16 protein-coding genes and 3 tRNA genes are annotated in these 17126 nt (G+C 69.9%); 5 read left to right on the plus strand and 14 right to left on the minus strand.

The annotated features are described in order from the left end of the window. The first annotated feature begins 57 nt into the window (after positions 1 to 57). The 3 genes from BCF74_RS14700 (at position 58) to BCF74_RS14710 (ending at position 2797) form a co-directional block, all read left to right on the plus strand. Positions 58 to 1416: a GntP family permease gene (locus tag BCF74_RS14700; RefSeq protein WP_106298710.1), complete on the plus strand. Its 1359-nt coding sequence runs from the start codon at positions 58 to 60 to the stop codon at positions 1414 to 1416. A 102-nt stretch (positions 1417 to 1518) separates the two neighbouring features. After that, complete coding sequence (locus BCF74_RS14705; protein ID WP_245889386.1) at positions 1519 to 2412, plus strand: trypsin-like serine peptidase; 894 nt, start codon at positions 1519 to 1521, stop codon at positions 2410 to 2412. 100 nt (positions 2413 to 2512) lie between these two features. Beyond that, positions 2513 to 2797: a DivIVA domain-containing protein gene (locus BCF74_RS14710; RefSeq protein ID WP_106298711.1), complete on the plus strand. Its 285-nt coding sequence runs from the start codon at positions 2513 to 2515 to the stop codon at positions 2795 to 2797. Positions 2798 to 2878: 81 nt separating this feature from the next. Here the strand turns inward: BCF74_RS14710 and BCF74_RS14715 are convergent, their stop codons facing one another. From BCF74_RS14715 to BCF74_RS14725, 3 genes are all read right to left on the minus strand, one after another. Further along, positions 2879 to 3706: a GIY-YIG nuclease family protein gene (locus tag BCF74_RS14715; RefSeq protein WP_106298712.1), complete on the minus strand. Its 828-nt coding sequence runs from the start codon at positions 3704 to 3706 to the stop codon at positions 2879 to 2881. A gap of 83 nt (positions 3707 to 3789) precedes the next feature. Further along, positions 3790 to 3866 (minus strand) — tRNA-Phe (locus BCF74_RS14720). Between the two features lie 130 nt (positions 3867 to 3996). Then, positions 3997 to 5514, minus strand: a complete 1518-nt coding sequence (locus BCF74_RS14725) for a peptide MFS transporter (protein ID WP_425432828.1) — start codon at positions 5512 to 5514, stop codon at positions 3997 to 3999. A 119-nt stretch (positions 5515 to 5633) separates the two neighbouring features. On the opposite strand from BCF74_RS14725, the gene BCF74_RS14730 reads away from it, so the two are divergent. After that, positions 5634 to 6575: an NADP-dependent oxidoreductase gene (locus tag BCF74_RS14730; protein WP_106298713.1), complete on the plus strand. Its 942-nt coding sequence runs from the start codon at positions 5634 to 5636 to the stop codon at positions 6573 to 6575. An 85-nt stretch (positions 6576 to 6660) separates the two neighbouring features. On the opposite strand, the gene BCF74_RS14735 is transcribed toward BCF74_RS14730, so the two are convergent. From BCF74_RS14735 to BCF74_RS14775, 9 genes are all read right to left on the minus strand, one after another. Then, positions 6661 to 6734 (minus strand) — tRNA-Asp (locus BCF74_RS14735). A gap of 25 nt (positions 6735 to 6759) precedes the next feature. Then, positions 6760 to 6832: transfer RNA gene (locus BCF74_RS14740), tRNA-Glu, on the minus strand. Between the two features lie 194 nt (positions 6833 to 7026). Next, complete coding sequence (locus tag BCF74_RS14745; RefSeq protein WP_106298714.1) at positions 7027 to 7401, minus strand: GntR family transcriptional regulator; 375 nt, start codon at positions 7399 to 7401, stop codon at positions 7027 to 7029. Positions 7402 to 7486: 85 nt separating this feature from the next. After that, positions 7487 to 8404 carry a hypothetical protein gene (locus tag BCF74_RS14750; protein ID WP_106298715.1) on the minus strand — a complete coding sequence of 306 codons (918 nt, stop codon included), beginning with the start codon at positions 8402 to 8404 and terminating at the stop codon, positions 7487 to 7489. A gap of 84 nt (positions 8405 to 8488) precedes the next feature. Beyond that, a complete protein-coding gene (locus tag BCF74_RS14755; protein ID WP_106298716.1) occupies positions 8489 to 9541 on the minus strand; it encodes a PHP domain-containing protein in 1053 nt (350 codons plus the stop codon). Between the two features lie 206 nt (positions 9542 to 9747). Next, positions 9748 to 10956 carry a cysteine desulfurase-like protein gene (locus BCF74_RS14760; protein WP_106298717.1) on the minus strand — a complete coding sequence of 403 codons (1209 nt, stop codon included), beginning with the start codon at positions 10954 to 10956 and terminating at the stop codon, positions 9748 to 9750. 147 nt (positions 10957 to 11103) lie between these two features. Continuing rightward, a complete protein-coding gene (locus BCF74_RS14765) occupies positions 11104 to 11844 on the minus strand; it encodes a hypothetical protein (RefSeq protein ID WP_146132990.1) in 741 nt (246 codons plus the stop codon). A gap of 88 nt (positions 11845 to 11932) precedes the next feature. After that, complete coding sequence (locus BCF74_RS14770; protein WP_146132991.1) at positions 11933 to 12886, minus strand: hypothetical protein; 954 nt, start codon at positions 12884 to 12886, stop codon at positions 11933 to 11935. Further along, positions 12883 to 14319 carry a GuaB1 family IMP dehydrogenase-related protein gene (locus BCF74_RS14775; RefSeq protein WP_106298720.1) on the minus strand — a complete coding sequence of 479 codons (1437 nt, stop codon included), beginning with the start codon at positions 14317 to 14319 and terminating at the stop codon, positions 12883 to 12885. Before BCF74_RS14775 ends, BCF74_RS14770 begins: the two co-directional genes overlap by 4 nt. Before the next feature lie 39 nt (positions 14320 to 14358). Between BCF74_RS14775 and BCF74_RS14780 the strand changes: the two genes are divergently transcribed. Next, positions 14359 to 15615, plus strand: a complete 1257-nt coding sequence (locus tag BCF74_RS14780; RefSeq protein ID WP_245889388.1) for a DUF445 domain-containing protein — start codon at positions 14359 to 14361, stop codon at positions 15613 to 15615. 182 nt (positions 15616 to 15797) lie between these two features. Here BCF74_RS14780 and BCF74_RS17145 read toward each other — a convergent pair whose 3' ends face one another. Then, positions 15798 to 16538, minus strand: a complete 741-nt coding sequence (locus BCF74_RS17145; RefSeq protein ID WP_146132992.1) for a helix-turn-helix domain-containing protein — start codon at positions 16536 to 16538, stop codon at positions 15798 to 15800. Between the two features lie 296 nt (positions 16539 to 16834). After that, a partial coding sequence (locus BCF74_RS14785; protein WP_177426675.1) for a transposase occupies positions 16835 to 17126 on the minus strand: 292 nt, incomplete at its 5' end.

Genomic DNA, 17126 nt, shown 5'->3' on the forward strand with positions numbered 1-17126 from the left:
ACCGGCGGGTAGGCGTCGCAACCGGCCCGGAAGGTGACGGGTCACTACTGTGCGGGGATGGAGATCCTGCACTCGGCGATCGCGATCCTCGCGGCGATCCTGCTCATCATCCGGTTCAAGGTCGACCCGGTCATCTCGCTGCTCATCGCGTGCGTCTACCTCGGGCTCGCGACGGGGCAGGGTGCCGAGGGCACGGTTACGCAGATCACGACGGGGTTCGGCGAGATCATGGCGGAGGTCGGTCTGCTCATCGGGTTCGGCGTGCTCATCGGGGCGCTGCTGCACTCGATGGGGACGTTCGGCGACCTCGTCGACATCCTCGCGCGGCGCGTGGGCAAGCGGCTGCCCTACGCCATGGCGGGGACGCTGTCGACGATCTTCCCGTCGATCTATGTCGACGTGCAGGTCGTCCTCGCAGCGCCGATGGCGAAGGAGTCCGCGCCGGCCGTCGACCGCCGAATCGGGCTGCCGTGGCTCGCGGGCGCGATGGGGATCGGCATCTTCGCTGGGTACGTCTTCGTCGTGCCGGGGCTCGCTGCCGTGGCGGTGGCCGGGCTCATGGACGTGCCGCTCGGGAAGTACCTCATCTTCGGGCTGCCGATCGGGCTCGCGACCGCGCTCATCACGACACTGCTCTTCAAGCTGCTGCTGCGCCGCGGGTTCTGGAACGAGTCGACCGACCTCGACGAGGACGGCGTCGTCGAGGACGGCGTCGTGCAGGACGAGGTCGAGGCCGTGCCGGCCGCGGAGGGTGCGGCCCGGCTGCCGCTCCTCGTGCGGCTGCTGCCGATCCTCGTGCCGCTCGTCCTCATCGCGACCGCGGCCATCCTCGGCGTGCTCGAGGTCTCGAACCCCGTCCTCGACTTCCTCGGCGACGCGAACATCGCCCTCTTCATCGGCCTGCTCATCGCGTTCCTCATGGTGCGGCGCGCGATCGGCGCCGACGGGGTCGGGTCGGTGCTGACCGCCGGGTTCCACACGACCGGTGAGATCCTCCTCGTCACCGGCGTCGGCGGCTCGCTCGGTGCGGTCATCGCCGAGAGCGGCATGCAGGACACCCTCAAGTCACTCTTCTCCGCCGACGCCAACGCCCCGGTGATCGTCTCGATCCTGCTCGCCTGGTTCATCGCGGCGGTGCTGCACTTCGCCATCGGGTCGGTGTCGGTCGGCGCGATCACCGCGGCCGGGATCATCGCGCCGGTCGTGGGCTCGCTCGGGGTCGACCCCGTCGTCATCGCGCTCGCGATCGCGTCGGGCGCGATGTTCGCGCTGCACGTCAACAGCAACTTCTTCTGGATGTTCGCAACGCTGTTGCGTCTGTCCACCAAGGGCGCGCTCAAGACGCTGACGCTGGCGACGTCGCTCGGTGCCGTCGTGTCGCTGCCGCTCGTCATCGTCGCGAGCCTCGTGACTTGACCAAACGTTGAACCGCGGCTGAACCACTCCTGACCGCTTCGTTCCTAGGGTCGGTGGGCAGAGCGGGTCCCCCCTGGCCCGCCACGATCCATGGAGGAACCGATGCGCAGGATCACTGCACACGTCCTGTCCGCGGCCGGAGCCGGTGCTCTCGCCCTCAGCCTCATGACGGCACCCGGCGCCTCGGCCGAGGAGCAGGGCGGCAAGGTCGAGCGGCACCCCGCCGCGACGACGAAGGCCGCGCAGCAGAAGGTCATCGACTACTGGACCCCGGAGCGGATGAAGAACGCGACCCCGCGCGGCCAGGTCCGCGAGAACGCCCGCCCCGCACCCGGTGGCGGTGCGTCCGCCGAGGCCGTGCAGGTCGCGCCGCAGAAGGAGTTCGGCAAGGTCTTCTTCACCCTCGGCGGCTCGAACTACGTCTGCTCCGGCACGGCAACGCAGAGCACGAACGGTGACGTCGTCACCACGGCCGGTCACTGCCTCAACGAAGGCCCCGGTGCCTATGCCACGAACTTCGCCTTCGTGCCGGCATACGAGAACAACAACCGGCCCTACGGCACCTGGGTCGCCGAGACGCTGATCACCACCAACGAGTGGAAGAACAGCGGCGACTTCAACCACGACGTGGGCTTCGCCGTCATGGCAGAGAACGCCTCCGGCCAGAGCCTCACCGACGTCGTCGGCGGCTACCCGATCGCGTTCAACCTCGGCTACGGCCTGCAGTTCGACGCGTACGGCTACCCGGCCGCGTCGCCCTACAACGGCCAGCTGCTGTGGAAGTGCTCCGGCGTCGCCGGGCAGGACAGCCGCGGCACGACCGACCACCGCCTGCCGTGCTCGATGACTGGTGGCTCGTCCGGCGGTGGCTGGATCACCGGCGGCAAGCTGAACTCGGTCAACTCGTTCGGCTACCGCGGTGAGAAGGACGTCATGTACGGCCCGTACTTCGGCAACGTCGAGCAGACCGTCTACACGACGGCCGCCGCCAGCTGAGGTCGCTCCTCCTCCCGTAGACCGGCGAAGCCGCAGGCGCACTTCGGGTGCCCTGCGGCTTCGCCGCGTCCGTATGCCGTGTGCGCGCCATGATGGGGACATGCTGAGATCTGAGGACGTCCAGAACAAGACCTTCACGTCGACGCAGTTCCGGCCGGGGTACGACCAGCGGGAGGTCGACGACTTCCTCGACCAGGTCCTCGAGACCCTGCGGCAGTACGAGCAGGGCGGAGCTCCCGGTGCCGCTCCGGGCGGTGAGCCACTGCCGGCGCCGCGTGCCGGCCACCCGCCGTACGTCCCACCGTCGTCCCCCACGCCTGACGGTGGCGAGCAAGGCTTCGCCCAGCGCGCCACCCGCTGGCTCCGCGGCGACCCACCGTCCTGAGACACGAGGAAGCCGCAAGCGCTGCGCCGCGTCCGTGGGCCGTGGGTGCGCTGGGAAGAGCCAGGAACCTCGCGGGGGGTGTCAGTTCTTGTTGTGTCCCAAGGACCGGGCATGGAGGACGTCCTTCCAGTAGGACTCGCGCTCAAGGACGTGTTCGTCGTCCGTCCGCATCGACCAGTACTCCAGCAGGGCGAACTGCATGTTCGTCCTGAACCACTCCTCGCCCTTCTGGTCGACGAGATCGCGTAGGCCGACATTTCCGCCGTGAAGGTTGTTCGCATAGGTGGACCATCGTTGCCAGATCCCGATATCGCCGTAGGCGGAGCCGACGTATCGCTGCCCCGTCTCCCTGTCATGGATCACGTAGACACCCTTCATGCTCTCCAAGGCGATTCGCCAATCGGCCCGAGCTTGGCCGACGACGGCTTGGAGGTCGGCAAGTGTGTGGTTGATGCGGTCATGCCCGGGGAAGGGATCTCCAGCGAATGGCTCTTCGAGGATCGAGGACACCGTCATGGTCGGAAGCTCATTCTCCATCTTGCGGCGAATGTTCCTGCCGGTCAGCTTGTGACGGATGTACAGCCGGCGAATGAACGGCCCCATGAGGTCCTCGCGGAGAGCTACGGAGTACGAGAACGCCTGCGGTTGTGGACGTCGCTCCAACACCTGCCAGATTCCGCCGAAGAGCCACAGCGTGGAGTCATGCTTGTCCTGAGCGAGCGAGAAGATGAACGGCCGGTTGAAGTCGTCGTTGGTGCCGCGCCACGAATTCCAGCCCTGCCACTCCTCCTGGTTCGTTGCCAATACGTCGATCGGATACTTCTCCTTGTTCCAGACCGCGAAGTGGACCTTGAACTGTTGCGGCTCAACAGGCGCGGGCAGTAGGGCGGTCAACGGAATGGCGCTCATGGGGTGAGACTAGGGGCGCTATGACTCTGGGGCGACAAACGGCGATCGCCGCAGGCCAGAACTCTGACCTGCGGCGATCGTGGTGGTGGCCAGGGACGGGGTCGAACCGTCGACCTTCCGATTTTCAGTCGGACGCTCGTACCAACTGAGCTACCTGGCCGAAGTCCGAGCGGCCTCGCGGCCCGCTCAAACAGTCGCGCCAGATCGCTCTGGCGCCCCGCAACTATAACGTATGCCGCGGGGTCGCCAGACCGGTCCGGACGCGCCTCCGGGGGTGGTCCCCAGAAGAGTCAGCGCACCCCCGCCATCATCTTGGTGATCCACTTGCTGCCGGCCGCCATGAGCAGGCCGACGACGACAGACGCGAGGCCGAGGAAGAGGAAGTACGGCCGCTCGTTGCTCGTGTCGTAGAACCCCGCGAGCGAGCCCGCACCCGCCGAGCCGACGGCGACGGACAGGAAGAACAGCGCCACCATCTGCGTGTGGAACGCCTCCGGCGCGAGCTTCGTCGACAGGGACTGCCCGACCGGCGACAGGCACAGCTCGGCGATGGTGAAGAAGAACAGGATCAGCACGAGCCACAGCAGCGGCGTCGAGTTCGCGCCCCCACCGGCATACGGCAGGAAGAGCAGGAACGCGACGCCCATGCCGATGGTGCCGAGCGCGAACTTGATCGGCGTCGACGGCTGGCGGGGCCCGAGCCGCGTCCACATCGTCGCGAACACGCCGGCGAGGATGATGATGAAGATCGGGTTGATCGAGTTGACCCAGCTCGGCGGCATCTCCCAGCCGAAGAGCGACCGGTTGAGCCGCTCGTCGGCATACACCGCGACGACGGTGAACTGCTGCTGGAACAGCGACCAGAAGACCGCGCTCGCGATGAACATCGGGATGAACGAGATGACCCGGCTGCGCTCGTCGCTGGTGATCCGCTTGCTCGTGAGCATGACCGCGAAGAGCGCCACCGACGCGACGAGGGTGATGGCGACGACGATGTCGGAGAGGCGCTCGGCCCGGATGACCCCGGTGACCGACAGCAGCGCGATGAGCGCGACCACGGCAGCCGCGATCACGGCATACCGGATCTTCCCGGCACGGTCGAGTGGGTTGGCGACCTCGGAGCCGGCCGACCCGATCGTCGAGCGGCGCAGCGCGAGGTACTGGAGCAGACCCAGGGCCATACCGACCGCCGCGAGGCCGAAGCCCCAGTGGAAGCCCTTCATGTCCCAGAGCAGGCCGGTGAGCAGCGGGCCGACGAGCGCGCCGAGGTTGACGCCCATGTAGTAGATCGAGAAGGCGGCGTCGCGACGGTTGTCGTCGCGTGAATACATGTCTCCGAGAACGGAACTCGTCGTCGTCTTCAGCGAGCCTGACCCGATGGCGATGCAGACCAGACCGATGCCGACGCCGACGAGGTTGGGCAGCACGGCGAGGGCGATGTGCCCGATCATGATGATGACGGCGGCGGCGGTGAGGGTGCGTTCGGCGCCGAGCAGCCGGTCCGCGATCCACGCGCCGAGGACCGCGGAGAGGTAGACGAGCCCGCCGTACGCGCCGACGATCGACGTCGCCGCCTCCTGCGACAGCCCCAGACCGCCGTCGGTGACCTTGTAGTACAGGTAGAAGACGAGGATGCCCTGCATCCCGTAGAAGCTGAACCGCTCCCACATCTCGATGCCGGCGAGGTTCGCCAGGCCCATCGGGTGACCGAAGAACCTTCGGTCGTCGGACTGGCCGTGATCGACGGCGTCAGTGTTGGGATCGGACGGCGGGGCGGTTTCTGAACCCTGCGAAGACATGATCTCCATGAGAGCACGTTCACCTGTGCTGGTTGTCATCGGGTATGCCGTGTTCTCACCTGCCGAGAACCGTCGCGTATGCCGGCGGGTGCGGAATGTTGTTGCGCCAGTGGGGTGTTGGCTCACCCATGCGAGCCATCACCTACAGCGAGTACGGCACCACCGATGTCCTCACCTCGAGCGAGGTGCCCGACCCGAAGGTCGGCCCCGCCGAGGTTCTGATCCGGGTGCGCAGCGCCTCGGTCAACCCCGTCGACTGGAAGATCATGGCGGGCTACCTCGACCCGCTCATGCAGGCGGACTTCCCCGTGGTCCCCGGCTGGGACGTCGCCGGCGTCGTCGAGGCCGTCGGGCCCGACACCCCGGAGTTCGAGGTCGGCGACGAGGTCATCGCCTACGCCCGTAAGGACTGGGTCCAGCACGGCACCTTCGCCGAGCTCGTCGCCGCGCCCGTGCGCACCGTCGCCCGCAAGCCGAAGGCCCTCGACTGGAACGAGGCCGCCGGCCTCCCGCTCGCCGGCCTCACGGCATACCAGCTGCTGACCCGGCTCGGCGTCGGCGAGGGCGACACGGTCCTCGTCCACGCGGCCGCGGGTGGCGTCGGCGTGCTGGCGGTCCAGATCGCCCGCGCCCTCGGCGCCCGGGTCATCGGGACCGCGTCGAGCGGCAACCACGACTTCCTGCGCGAGCTCGGGGTCGAGCCGGTCGAGTACGGCGACGGTCTCGTTGAGCGGGTGCGTGAGCTGGCGCCGGAGGGGGTCGACGTCGTCGTGGACTTCGTCGGGGGAGTGCTCGACGTGACGCAGGCGATGCTCGCCGAGGGCGGCCGGCACGGGTCGATCATCGACCCGTCCGTGGCCGAGGCTGGGGGCATCTCGTCGTGGGCCCGGCCCGACGCCGCGCAGCTCCAGGCCCTCGCCGATCTCGCCGACGCCGGGCAGCTCACCGTGCCCGTCGCCGAGGTGTTCCCGCTCGAGAAGGTCGCGGAGGCGTTCGAGCTGAGCCAGGGCGGGCACGTGCGCGGGAAGTCTGGGGAAGATCGCCATCGAGGTGAGCCGCTGAGGGGATGACCCCGGTCGTGCGCGGCGCGCGGACGGCATACCGACGCAGGAACGGCGAGAGGCCCACACCGTGATGGTGTGGGCCTCTCGTGTGCGACCCCGACGGGACTCGAACCCGCGACCTCCGCCGTGACAGGGCGGCGCGCTAACCAACTGCGCTACGGGGCCTTGCTGGTGCAAGACCTGACTTGCGTATCCCCAACGGGATTCGAACCCGTGCTACCGCCGTGAAAGGGCGGGGTCCTAGGCCGCTAGACGATGGGGACCGGACCTGCTGTTGCCTGACCGGACCCTCCACGTCGCGCAGCGCGCAGCGCTCGGATCCGTCGAGGACTCGGAAAGCATAGGGGACGACCCCGGGCCCGACCAAAACGAGGGCGGCATGGTCGGGGTGGGGGCGTGTCAAGGTCATGCCGGACCGGGCACATCTGCCGGGTTCGGCATGACATTGATGCCGCCGTCAGGCGCGGGCCTGGCGGAGGGCGGCGCGGACGAGGTCGATCGCAGCGGAGTCGGTGAGCCCGGCGGCGGCCGCGCTCGCTGCAAAGGCCGTCGCGCTGCGGTGCACGGCCCGGTCGGCGGCCATCGCCCCACCGGCCACGACGGTCCCCGCTCGGCGGCGGGTCACGACCAAACCCTCTGCCTCGAGCTCCTTGTAGGCCCGGGCAATGGTGTTCACGGCCAGGCCGAGGTCGGCCGCGAGCGCACGCACCGTCGGCAGGCGGTCCCCCGTGGCGAGCTGGCCATGGGAGATGAGTCCGGCCAGCTGGGTGCGAACCTGCTCGTAGGGCGGTTCCGGCGCCGAGACGTCAACGGTGATGACAGGTTCGCTCACCGACGGATCCCCTCATGTGTACCCGAGCAGCTCAACGTGCCCGGGTCGCTTGCGGCCACTGAGGCGCCGAGAGCGGGCACATCATTCATGACGCCACCCCAGCCTTGTCCGGCGAGGGCGCCTCAGCGCTCGCGGGCATAGGCGGTCCCGGAGTGACCAAGGCTCGGATACCGGTGAGCACGAGAGCGAAACCGACGATGATCCCCGCGACCACACACCAGTAGAGAACCGTCCAGCCGAGCCCGTCGAACATCGCCGGTCCGTCCTCCTTCGCCGATCGGATCACCATGGTCCAGGAGCCGCTGAACGTGAACAGAAGGGCGCCGCCGGTGACGAGCGAGGCGAACGTGGCGCCTCGGAGCACCCGCGTCCGCGAGCTGGTGCGCACCGCCAGGTCGACGTCCTCGAGGGCCGGCCCGAGCGCGGGCCGGGCCTCGACCTCGCGAAGCCCCCACCACGTGAGCCCGGCGAGCACGAGCCCGCCGACGAGGATTGGCCATGCGTAGAACGGGCCGGGATAGGGGCTGTGGCCGGTTGCTCCGGTCTCCCACGTGAGCTCGAGCCCGCTGCCGATCGTGTCCGCCGTGAAGGACGCGATGGCAAGCACGACGAGACTCACCGCAGCGCCCGTGACAGCAAGTCGAGCGGACCCGCCAGGGCGCCTGTCCGGCATACGCAGGGCGGCCGATCGAACGGGACCGGACGGACGCGGCCACGTCCGCTCGGCGACGATCGCCACGACAGTCATGGCAATGCCGACCAATGCCGGGAGCGCGGGCAGACTGCGCGACTGGTTGTCCGGGCCCAGCCAGAGCCAGAGGACGAGCGCGCCGACACCTGCGGCGCCGGCGGCTGCCGAAGCGAGCACGGAGCGACGCCGAGCGTCCCGTGCCTCCTCGCCCAGCTCGGTACGCCGCAGCGCGATCATCGCCGGGGCGAGCGTCGAGAGCACTGCCACCAGTAGCGCGACGATGAGCAACCCGTTGAGTGCGATCCCTGCCATGACCCCTCCTATGTCTCAATGACTCAATACATTGAGACATAGGTGCGACGGGCTCGTCAAGAGCGAGCCACTGCCCTTGTCAGCTCACGACGGGTTGGCCCAGGCGTGCAGCCGGTCGGCGTCCCATGTCGTGACGATCCGGTCGACGGGGATGCCGAGGCGCTCGGCGCGTTCGCACCCGTAGGCCTTCATGTCGAGCTGCCCCGGCGCGTGCGCGTCGGAGTCGATCGCGAAGAGGCAGCCGATGTCGAGGGCCAGCTCGATGAGCTCGTCCGGCGGGTCCTGGCGCTCGGGGCGGGAGTTGATCTCGACCGCCGTGTCGCCCTCCAGGCACGCCTCGAAGACCTCGCGCGCGTCGAACTCCGACTGCGGCCGCGTCCCGCGCGACCCGGTGACGAGCCGCCCGGTGCAGTGTCCGAGGACGTTGACCCGCGGGTTCGAGACGGCCGCGACCATGCGCTTGGTCATCGGCGCCCGGTTCATCTTCAGCTTGCTGTGCACCGACGCGGTGACGAGGTCGAGCCGGCCGAGCATCGCGTCGGTCTGGTCGAGCGAGCCGTCGTCGAGGATGTCGACCTCGATCCCCTTGAAGAGCCTGAACCCTTGTCCCACACCACGGTTGATCGCGTCGACGATGGCGATCTGCTTGGTCAACCGCTCCGCGGTGAGGCCGTTCGCGACGCGCAGCTGGGGGCTGTGGTCGGTGAGCACCATCCACTCGTGGCCGAGCTCGATGCCGGTGAGCACCATCTCGTCGATGGGCGAACCGCCGTCGCTCCAGTCCGAGTGCAGGTGGCAGTCGCCGCGCAGCGCGGCATACAGGTCCTCACCACCCGCTGCGAGCGGACCGCCGCTCTGCGTCTGGAGCGAGGCGAGGTATGCCGGCAGCTCGCCGCGCGCGGCCTCCTCGACGACCGCTGCGGTCGTCTTGCCGATGCCGTGGATCTGCTGGAGCGTGCCCTGCTCGGCCCGGGACGCGATCTCGTCGTCGCCGAGCTGCTTGAGCGCCTTGACGGCGTTCCGGAAGGCCTCGACCCGGTAGGTGCCGGCGCGCGAGCGCTCGAGCAGGAACGCGATACGACGCAGCGCCTCGACGGGGTCGACCAGGGCCTGCAGTGGCTCGAGCATGTGGACCATGCCCCCAGTCTCGCCCACGACGGCGCCGGTGAGACGAGGTCGGTGAGGTGCGCGGACGGGATACGCGTCTGCCCGATCCGGCTCGCGAGCCAAGCCGTCATACGCAAGCCGGATCGATCCGGCTTGCGAAGCACGCGGCGGCTCGCGAGCCGGATCGTGTCGGGCCTGGCCGCCCCATCCCAGTCTCGCCCACGACGCGGGTCCGGTCAGAGGAGCTCCGCGAGGGCGGTGAGGAGGCGGTCGATGTCGCCGTCGTCGGTGTAGGGCGCGAGACCGACCCGGACACCGCCGAGGTCGCCGAGTCCGAGGTGACGTGACGCCTCGAGCGCGTAGAAGTGACCCGCCGGCGCGTTGACCCCACGCTCGGCGAGGGCGCGGCTGACGTCGGCCGACGCGCGGCCCTCGACGGTGAAGAGCAGCGTGGGGGTGCGCTTGCGGGCGTTCGAGTGCAGCCGCACACCGGGCAGCTCCCGCAGGCCCGCCTCGAGGCGCGTGAGCAGCCGATGCTCGTGCTCCTCGAGGGCCGCGAACCCGGCGAGGACCCGCTCGCGCCGCGACATCCCGGAGCTCGCCGCGTCCGGGTCGAGGCCGGCGAGCACGTCGACCGCCGCCGTCGTCCCCGCGAGCAGTTCGTAGGGCAGCGTCCCCAGCTCGAACCGCTCCGGCACCGCATCGCCCGACGGCAGCAGCTTGTCCATCGTCAGCGTCTCGAGCAGCGCCGGCGCAGCCGCGACGACGCCGACGTGCGGACCGAGGAACTTGTAGGGGGAGCACGTCCAGAAGTCCACCCCGAGCGCGTCGAGGTCAACCGAGGCATGCGCCGTCGCATGGACCCCGTCCACCCAGTGCAGCGCCCCGACCTCGTGGACGGCGCGGGCGATCTTGCAGACCGGCGGCTTCGTGCCGATGAGGTTCGACGCGGCACTCGTCGCGACGAGGCGGGTGCGCTCGGTGATGAGGTCGGTGACCTCGCGGGAGTGCAGCTCGCCGGTATCGCCCTCGAACCCGGCCCACTTCACGACGGCGCCGATGGCCTCGGCGGCCTGCACCCATGGGCGGATGTTCGAGTCGTGGTCGAGGCGGGTCACGATGACCTCGTCACCGGGCTGCCACGTCCGGGCGAGGGCCCGGGACAGGTCGTAGGTCAGGGCCGTCGCGCTGCGCCCGAAGACGATTCCGCGCGGGTCGGCACCGAGCAGGTCGGCCATCGCCTCGCGTGCCTCGACGACCACCGCGTCCGCGCGGCGGGCGCTCGCCGTGTCGGTGCCGCGGTTCGAGATCGCGCTGAGGAGGGTGTCGCGGACGGCGTCGCCGACGGGCATCGGGGTCTGGGACCCGCCGGGCCCGTCGAAGTGCGCCGCACCCTCCGTGAGCGCGGGGAAGAGGGCCCGCACCGCTGCCACGTCATACGCCATGGCGCCAACGTACTGCGCGCGCTTCAGCCCCGCCGCAGCGCTGACCGGCAGATGGCACCGACCGGCATACCGCACAGGGTGAGACAAACCGCGCCGACCGGCATACGGCGCCGACCGGCATCCGGGACCGCCGGCATACGTTGCCGGTCAGGCGCAGGCAGGTGCCTTCGCCACCGCAGCGGCGGCCGCGGCGTAGGCCGGGATGCTCTTCTGCGCGCCGCCGACCGCCTTGAGCCACGCCTGGTGGTATGCGCCCATGTCGGCGTGCGCCTTGCCGGCCATCGCCCGCATGTGCAGCGACCACTCGCTCTGCACGGTCGTGCCCGTGACGCGGACCTTGTCGAGCGCGGCGAGGCGGGTCGAGCAGGCCGTGATCGTCGGGTCGTCGGGGGCGACCGCCACGGCGTCGGCGCAGGCCTTGCCCGTCGCCTGGTACTGCTTCGTCGCCGCCGCGAACTCCTTCTCGTCGGCGAGCCCGAACGCCTTCGACGCGGCATACACCTTCTGGGTCTGTTCGAACGTCGCCTTGCCCGCGACCTTCTGCAGGTAGGCGTCGGTGTGGGTCTTCCAGTGCGCCGCCGAGTTCTTCGCGGCGGCGGCGATGCGGTCAGACGCCTTGACCTGCGCGACGCAGGCAGAGCGCGCCTCGGCGGCGGGGTCCTCGGTCGGCGTCGGGCTGGCCGTCTCACTCGGCGCGTCACTCGTGGCCGCGCTCGTCGACGAGGCCGCCGACCGCGACCGCTCGCTCGACGCGGTCGTGTCCGACGAGCCGTCCGAGCTCAGCATGCGACCGACGGCCCAGGACCCTCCTGCGACGAGGACGATGGCCAGGACCGCGATGACCCCGGTGAGCATCCCGAACCGGCTCTGCGATGCATGTCTCCCCATCCATCGAGCGTGACATGCACGGTGCGGCCGGTGGGCGCGTTTTTGGCGAACTCATCCGGATGGCTCGGGCGTGGTCAGATTGTGGGGGTCACTTGTAGCCATACCGCCGGATGACGTCCCCGTTGCGCACCGTGGTCCCCGCATCGTCCACGCGCAGCGCGCGCAGCGGGTCGTCGCCGACGACACGGCCCGTATGCCGGCCGCTCACCTCGAGCGTCGGCCTCCCGTCCCCGAACGGCCACCACCAGGAATGGACGCGCGCGGAGCGGACGGTGACGCCCGGCGCGGTCCCGGCCGCGAGTCCGCCGTTGCCCTCGGCGCAGCTGCCCGGCGTCGTCACGGTGGTGCTGCGGTCGATCGTCTCGAACGTCGTCCGTCGGCACCGGCCGCCCTGCGTCGTGCCGAGCACCAGCACCCCGTCCCGTCCGACGGCGGCCTCGGTGTCGGTGCGCAGCGTGATGCGCGACGAACTCGGGTCGACGAGGACGAGCGTGCCGTCCTTCGTCCGCAGGACCCCGACCGACGGCAGGCTGCCGTCCTCACCGACGACGGGTTCACCGGTCCCCGTCGCCGTGGGCTGCGGAGTCTGCCATGACTCCTTGCCGTTGCCGTCGACGCCGATGAGCCGGCACGAGACCGGCGTCCCACCGCAGGCCTGGACGACCGTGGTCGACGGGCTGCCGGCGACGAGCCGCAGCGTGTGGGCCGGTGGGCCCTGCCAGGTCCACCGCGACCGGCCGTCCAGCCCGGCACCGTCCAGGGTGGAGGTGCGCAGGATGAGCAGTCGCCCGCCGCCGATGGCCTTCGTGCCACCCGTCACGGACCCGAGCGTGATGCGGGTGCCCGTGACGAGGTCGATGGCGACGTTCGCGTCGCCCGCGACGAGAGCCCGGCCGCCGAGGACGTCGCCCCCGACCGCTGCCGTCTCCCACTCGCCCTCGAGCCCCTCGGTTCCCGGGGCGGTGAGCCAGCCGACCACCCCGGCGAGGAGGACCACGGCCGCCGCGAGGACGGCATACCGGATCCCCCGCGGCATGGTCACCAGGACTGGTGCAGCGGGCGGCCCTCGGCGTATCCGGCGGTGCTCTGGATGCCGACGATGGCCCGGTCGGTGAACTCGGCGAGCGTGCTCGCACCGGCGTACGTGCAGCTGCTGCGCAGGCCGGGGATGATCTCGTCGATGACGTCCTCGACGGACGGGCGGGCCGGGTCGACGAACATCCGGGCCGAGCTGATGCCCTCCTCGAACATCGCCTTGCGGGCGCGTTCGTATGCCGTGTCGCTCGCCGTGCGGTTGCGTACCGCGCGGGAGCTGGCCATGCCGAAGGACTCCTTGTACTGACGGCCGTTCTCGTCGCTGAAGAGGTCGCCGGGGGACTCGAGCGTGCCCGCGAACCACGAGCCGATCATGACGTTGGAGGCTCCGGCGGCGAGGGCGAGGGCGACGTCGCGCGGGTGACGGACACCACCGTCGGCCCAGACGTGCTTGCCGAGTTCCCTTGCGGCAGTGGCGCATTCGAGCACAGCCGAGAACTGTGGGCGTCCGACGGCGGTCATCATGCGAGTCGTGCACATGGCGCCCGGGCCGACGCCGACCTTGACGATGTCTGCGCCCGCCTCGATGAGGTCGCGCGTCCCGGCGGCGGTGACGACGTTGCCGGCGACGACCGGCACCTGCGGATCGAGGTCCCGGACGACCTTGAGGGCGTCGAGCATCTTGCGCTGGTGGCCGTGGGCGGTGTCGATGACGAGGACGTCGGCGCCGGCCTCGAGGAGCTGCGCGGCCTTGGCGGCGACGTCGCCGTTGATGCCGACAGCGGCGCCGATGCGCAGGCGGCCCTCGGCGTCGAGGGCGGGGGAGTAGAGGTTCGCGCGCAGGGCCCCGCGGCGGGTGAGGACGCCGACGAGGGTGCCGTCCTCGGCGACGACGGGCGCGATGCGGCGGCGGCTGCCGGCGAGGGTGTCGAAGGCCTCCACGACGTCGACGTCGTCGCGCACCGTGACGAGCTCGCGGCTCATGACGTCGTGGACCTGGACGAACCGGTCGACGCCGGTGAGGTCCTTCTCGGTGACGACCCCGACCGGCTTGTCGTCCTCGGTGACGACGGCGGCGCCGTGGGCACGCTTGCCGAGGAGAACCTGCGCCTCGCCGACGGTCGTGTGCGGGTCGAGCGTGATCGGGGTGTCGAAGACGAGGTGGCGCTGCTTGGTCCAGCCGATGACGTCGGCGACGACGTCGACGGGGATGTCCTGCGGGATGATCGTCAGGGCGCCGCGCCGGGCGGTCGTCTCGGCCATGCGGCGGCCGGCGATCGCGGTCATGTTGGCGACGACGAGGGGGATGGTTGTGCCGGAGCCGTCGTCGGAGCTGAGGTCGACGTCGAGGCGGCTCGTGACGTCGGAGCGGCTCGGGACCATGAACACGTCGTCGTAGGTCAGGTCGATCTGGGGCTGGAGGCCGTTGAGGAACTGCACCCCACCATGGTAGGTGGGCCATGTAGCAGGATCGTCCCCGTGAGCCTGCTTGCCCCCTCGCCCGCCGACGCCGCCCGTCGTCGCGGCCTGCGCCGCATGCGCGCGGTCGCGCTCGGACTGCTCATCCTCGCCGCGGTCGTCTATGCCGTGACCCTCTCCCGGGCCGACGAGGGCTGGATCGGCTACGTCAACGCCGGCGCGGAGGCGGCGATGGTCGGCGCGCTCGCGGACTGGTTCGCGGTGACGGCCCTCTTCCGGCACCCGCTCGGGCTCCCGGTGCCGCACACGGCGATCATCCCGAAGCGCAAGAATGAGATCGGCCGCAACCTCCAGGACTTCGTCACGGAGAACTTCCTCACCGAGGACATCGCACGGGAACGGTTGGCGGCGGCGCACGTCGGCGAGCGGCTGGGTGTGTGGCTCGGAGGGCCGGAGAACCGGGCGCGGGTGATGCGCGAGGTCGTGCGGGTGACGCGGGCCGGGCTCGGCCGGATGTCCGACGAGGACGTGCATGAGGTCATCTCGCAGTTCCTCCTGCCGCGGCTGGCGAAGGAGCCGATCAGCCCGATCGCGGGGTCGCTGCTCGAGGGGGTCGTCGCCGAGCGCACCCACCACGGGTTGGTCGACCTCGCGCTGGAACAGCTGCACGACTGGCTCAGCGACAACCCGGGGACGTATGCCGCGGTGCTGGGTGAGCGGGCGCCGTGGTGGTCGCCTCCGTGGGTGGACGACCGGGTCATCGGGTGGAGCTACCAGCAGGTGCTGGCGTGGCTGCGCGACATTCGCGACTCGCCCCGGCACCCGGCGCGGGTGGCGCTCGACGACCTGCTGCGGCGGCTGGCGGACGACCTGCAGACCGACCCGGAGGTCATGGCGCGGGCGGAGTCGCTCAAGGAGCGGCTGCTGGCGCACCCGCAGGTGCCGGTGACGGCGGTCGGGCTGTGGAACTCGTTCAAGGCCTCGCTCGAGACGGCGATGGACGACCCGGACTCGTACTTCCACACCCGCGGCGATGAGCTGCTCGAGCACCTGGGCCGGCACCTCGTCGAGGACGACGAGTGGCGGTCGCGGCTCGAGGGGCACCTCGGGGAGGCGGTCGCGTTCTTCGTCAACACGTATGGGTCGGAGCTCGCCGAGGTCATCTCGGTGACCGTGGAGCAGTGGGACGGCCGCGAGGCGGCGCAGCGGATCGAGCTGCACGTCGGCCGGGACCTGCAGTTCATCCGCATCAACGGCACGATCGTGGGGGCGTTGGCCGGCGTGACGATCCACGCCTTGAGCACGACGCTCGGGTGAGACGAGTGCGGTCCGGTCGTCGGTGCCGGAGCTGACCCCGGGGGGCGAGGGGTGCCCACGACGTCGCGGTCGAGTGCTCTGATCTTGCGTCGTCCTTTGGGCCACGGGTCAAGCGGGCCCTGGAACGAGTGCTCTGATCTTGCGTCGTCCTTTGGGCCACCTGACGGCGCAGGCCAGCTGGTCTAGAGGTGGTCCAGCCAGTGCGCGGCGTGACGGTATTGATGACTCGGTGGACGGTCAGCATTGATGGTCGTCCACAGTGGGGGCTCCATTCCGATGACATGGGACCACCGTTCCCACCACCACGACGGGCCGAGGGGAGTCGCCATCGGTAGCCGGTGACCTGCGAGACGCCGTCCGCCACCGCGCGCCCGCGCTGCAACTTCACCGCCGTCCCAATCACGGGCATGCACGACCAGGCCCGTGTCGGCATGGGCCACGACGAGGCCATACCCGCATTGCCTCAACACAGAACGCACGGCCTTCAGGCTGAGCTGCTTGGGGTCGTCCGTGGCGCGGCTCAAGGTCGTGCGAGGCACCCCGAGCCGTTCCGCAGCTGAACGCATCGAGGCGTGCCCATCGACGGTCTGGCGGACTGCCGACGCGATTTCTCTGCCCTCGCAACTGATCGGGTTGAGAGAAAGGGTTGGGCGTGGGCCCAGCGGAACGATGGCGAGCCCGTATGCCGTCTCCGCGAGTGCCGCGAGCACGGTTCCCAGCGCCATGTCACCTGCTCGAGACTCCAAGCGGGCGAGTTGGCTGTCGGAGAAGCCGCGACGTTCCGCATAGGCCCGCTGGCTCTCACGGTGTCGAAGCCGGTCACGACGCAGGGCCTGACCGATCATGTCGTCGTCGCCCATCCGTTCACAGGCATGGTCGACCTTGCGCTCGCGCTCCAGTTCCCGATCCCGAACCCTGCGCATGTGCTCTCCCCTCACCGATCTGACTGCAGCATCGGGCCGACCACTGACAGCGAGGGGTGGTCCAAAGGACGACGCAAGATCAGAGCGTTCTGTCCGATGCAATCCAGTTCGTGGTCCAAAGGACGACGCAAGATCAGAGCATCGCGGGACCTGTGATGACGTCCGACCCCAGTGTCCGGCGCTCGGCGTGGAGAGCGTCAGCGGCGGGGCGGGCGGGGGAAGACCATCGACGTGCGCTCCATGTAGGTCAAGTCCGGATCGGTGGTGTACGACGGTGATCCGTCGAGGGTTGTGGTTTAGGCGTTGATGGCGCCGGCGATCAGCTCGGTGGTCACCTCCTCGTTCCCGGCCTGTCCCTCGCGGGCGATGAGCACGGCGCGGGCGTTCTTGAGGGCTTCGAGGCCGAGGTAGCGGCGTTGTTCGGCCCATTCGTCGTGCTGCTCCGCGAGGACGGCCCCGACGAGCCGGATCACGGACTCGCGGTTGGGGAAGATCCCGACGACGTCGGTGCGGCGGCGGATCTCTCGGTTGAGGCGCTCGTTGGGGTTGTTCGACCAGATCTGGCGCCAGATCTCCTTCGGGAACGCG

This window comes from Knoellia remsis (assembly GCF_003002895.1).
In the GTDB taxonomy this organism is placed as follows: domain Bacteria; phylum Actinomycetota; class Actinomycetes; order Actinomycetales; family Dermatophilaceae; genus Knoellia; species Knoellia remsis.

Bases quoted from the DNA above. Each gene is read 5' to 3' on its own strand.
- BCF74_RS14765 (WP_146132990.1), bottom strand. From the start codon at position 11,844: ATGGGGAGACATGCATCGCAGAGCCGGTTCGGGATGCTCACCGGGGTC.
- BCF74_RS14760 (WP_106298717.1), bottom strand. From the start codon at position 10,956: ATGGCGTATGACGTGGCAGCGGTGCGGGCCCTCTTCCCCGCGCTCACG.
- BCF74_RS14700 (WP_106298710.1), top strand. From the start codon at position 58: ATGGAGATCCTGCACTCGGCGATCGCGATCCTCGCGGCGATCCTGCTC.
- BCF74_RS14725 (WP_425432828.1), bottom strand. From the start codon at position 5,514: ATGGAGATCATGTCTTCGCAGGGTTCAGAAACCGCCCCGCCGTCCGAT.
- BCF74_RS14750 (WP_106298715.1), bottom strand. From the start codon at position 8,404: ATGGCAGGGATCGCACTCAACGGGTTGCTCATCGTCGCGCTACTGGTG.
- BCF74_RS14705 (WP_245889386.1), top strand. From the start codon at position 1,519: ATGCGCAGGATCACTGCACACGTCCTGTCCGCGGCCGGAGCCGGTGCT.
- BCF74_RS14715 (WP_106298712.1), bottom strand. From the start codon at position 3,706: ATGAGCGCCATTCCGTTGACCGCCCTACTGCCCGCGCCTGTTGAGCCG.
- BCF74_RS14730 (WP_106298713.1), top strand. From the start codon at position 5,634: ATGCGAGCCATCACCTACAGCGAGTACGGCACCACCGATGTCCTCACC.
- BCF74_RS14710 (WP_106298711.1), top strand. From the start codon at position 2,513: ATGCTGAGATCTGAGGACGTCCAGAACAAGACCTTCACGTCGACGCAG.
- BCF74_RS17145 (WP_146132992.1), bottom strand. From the start codon at position 16,538: ATGCGCAGGGTTCGGGATCGGGAACTGGAGCGCGAGCGCAAGGTCGAC.
- BCF74_RS14755 (WP_106298716.1), bottom strand. From the start codon at position 9,541: ATGGTCCACATGCTCGAGCCACTGCAGGCCCTGGTCGACCCCGTCGAG.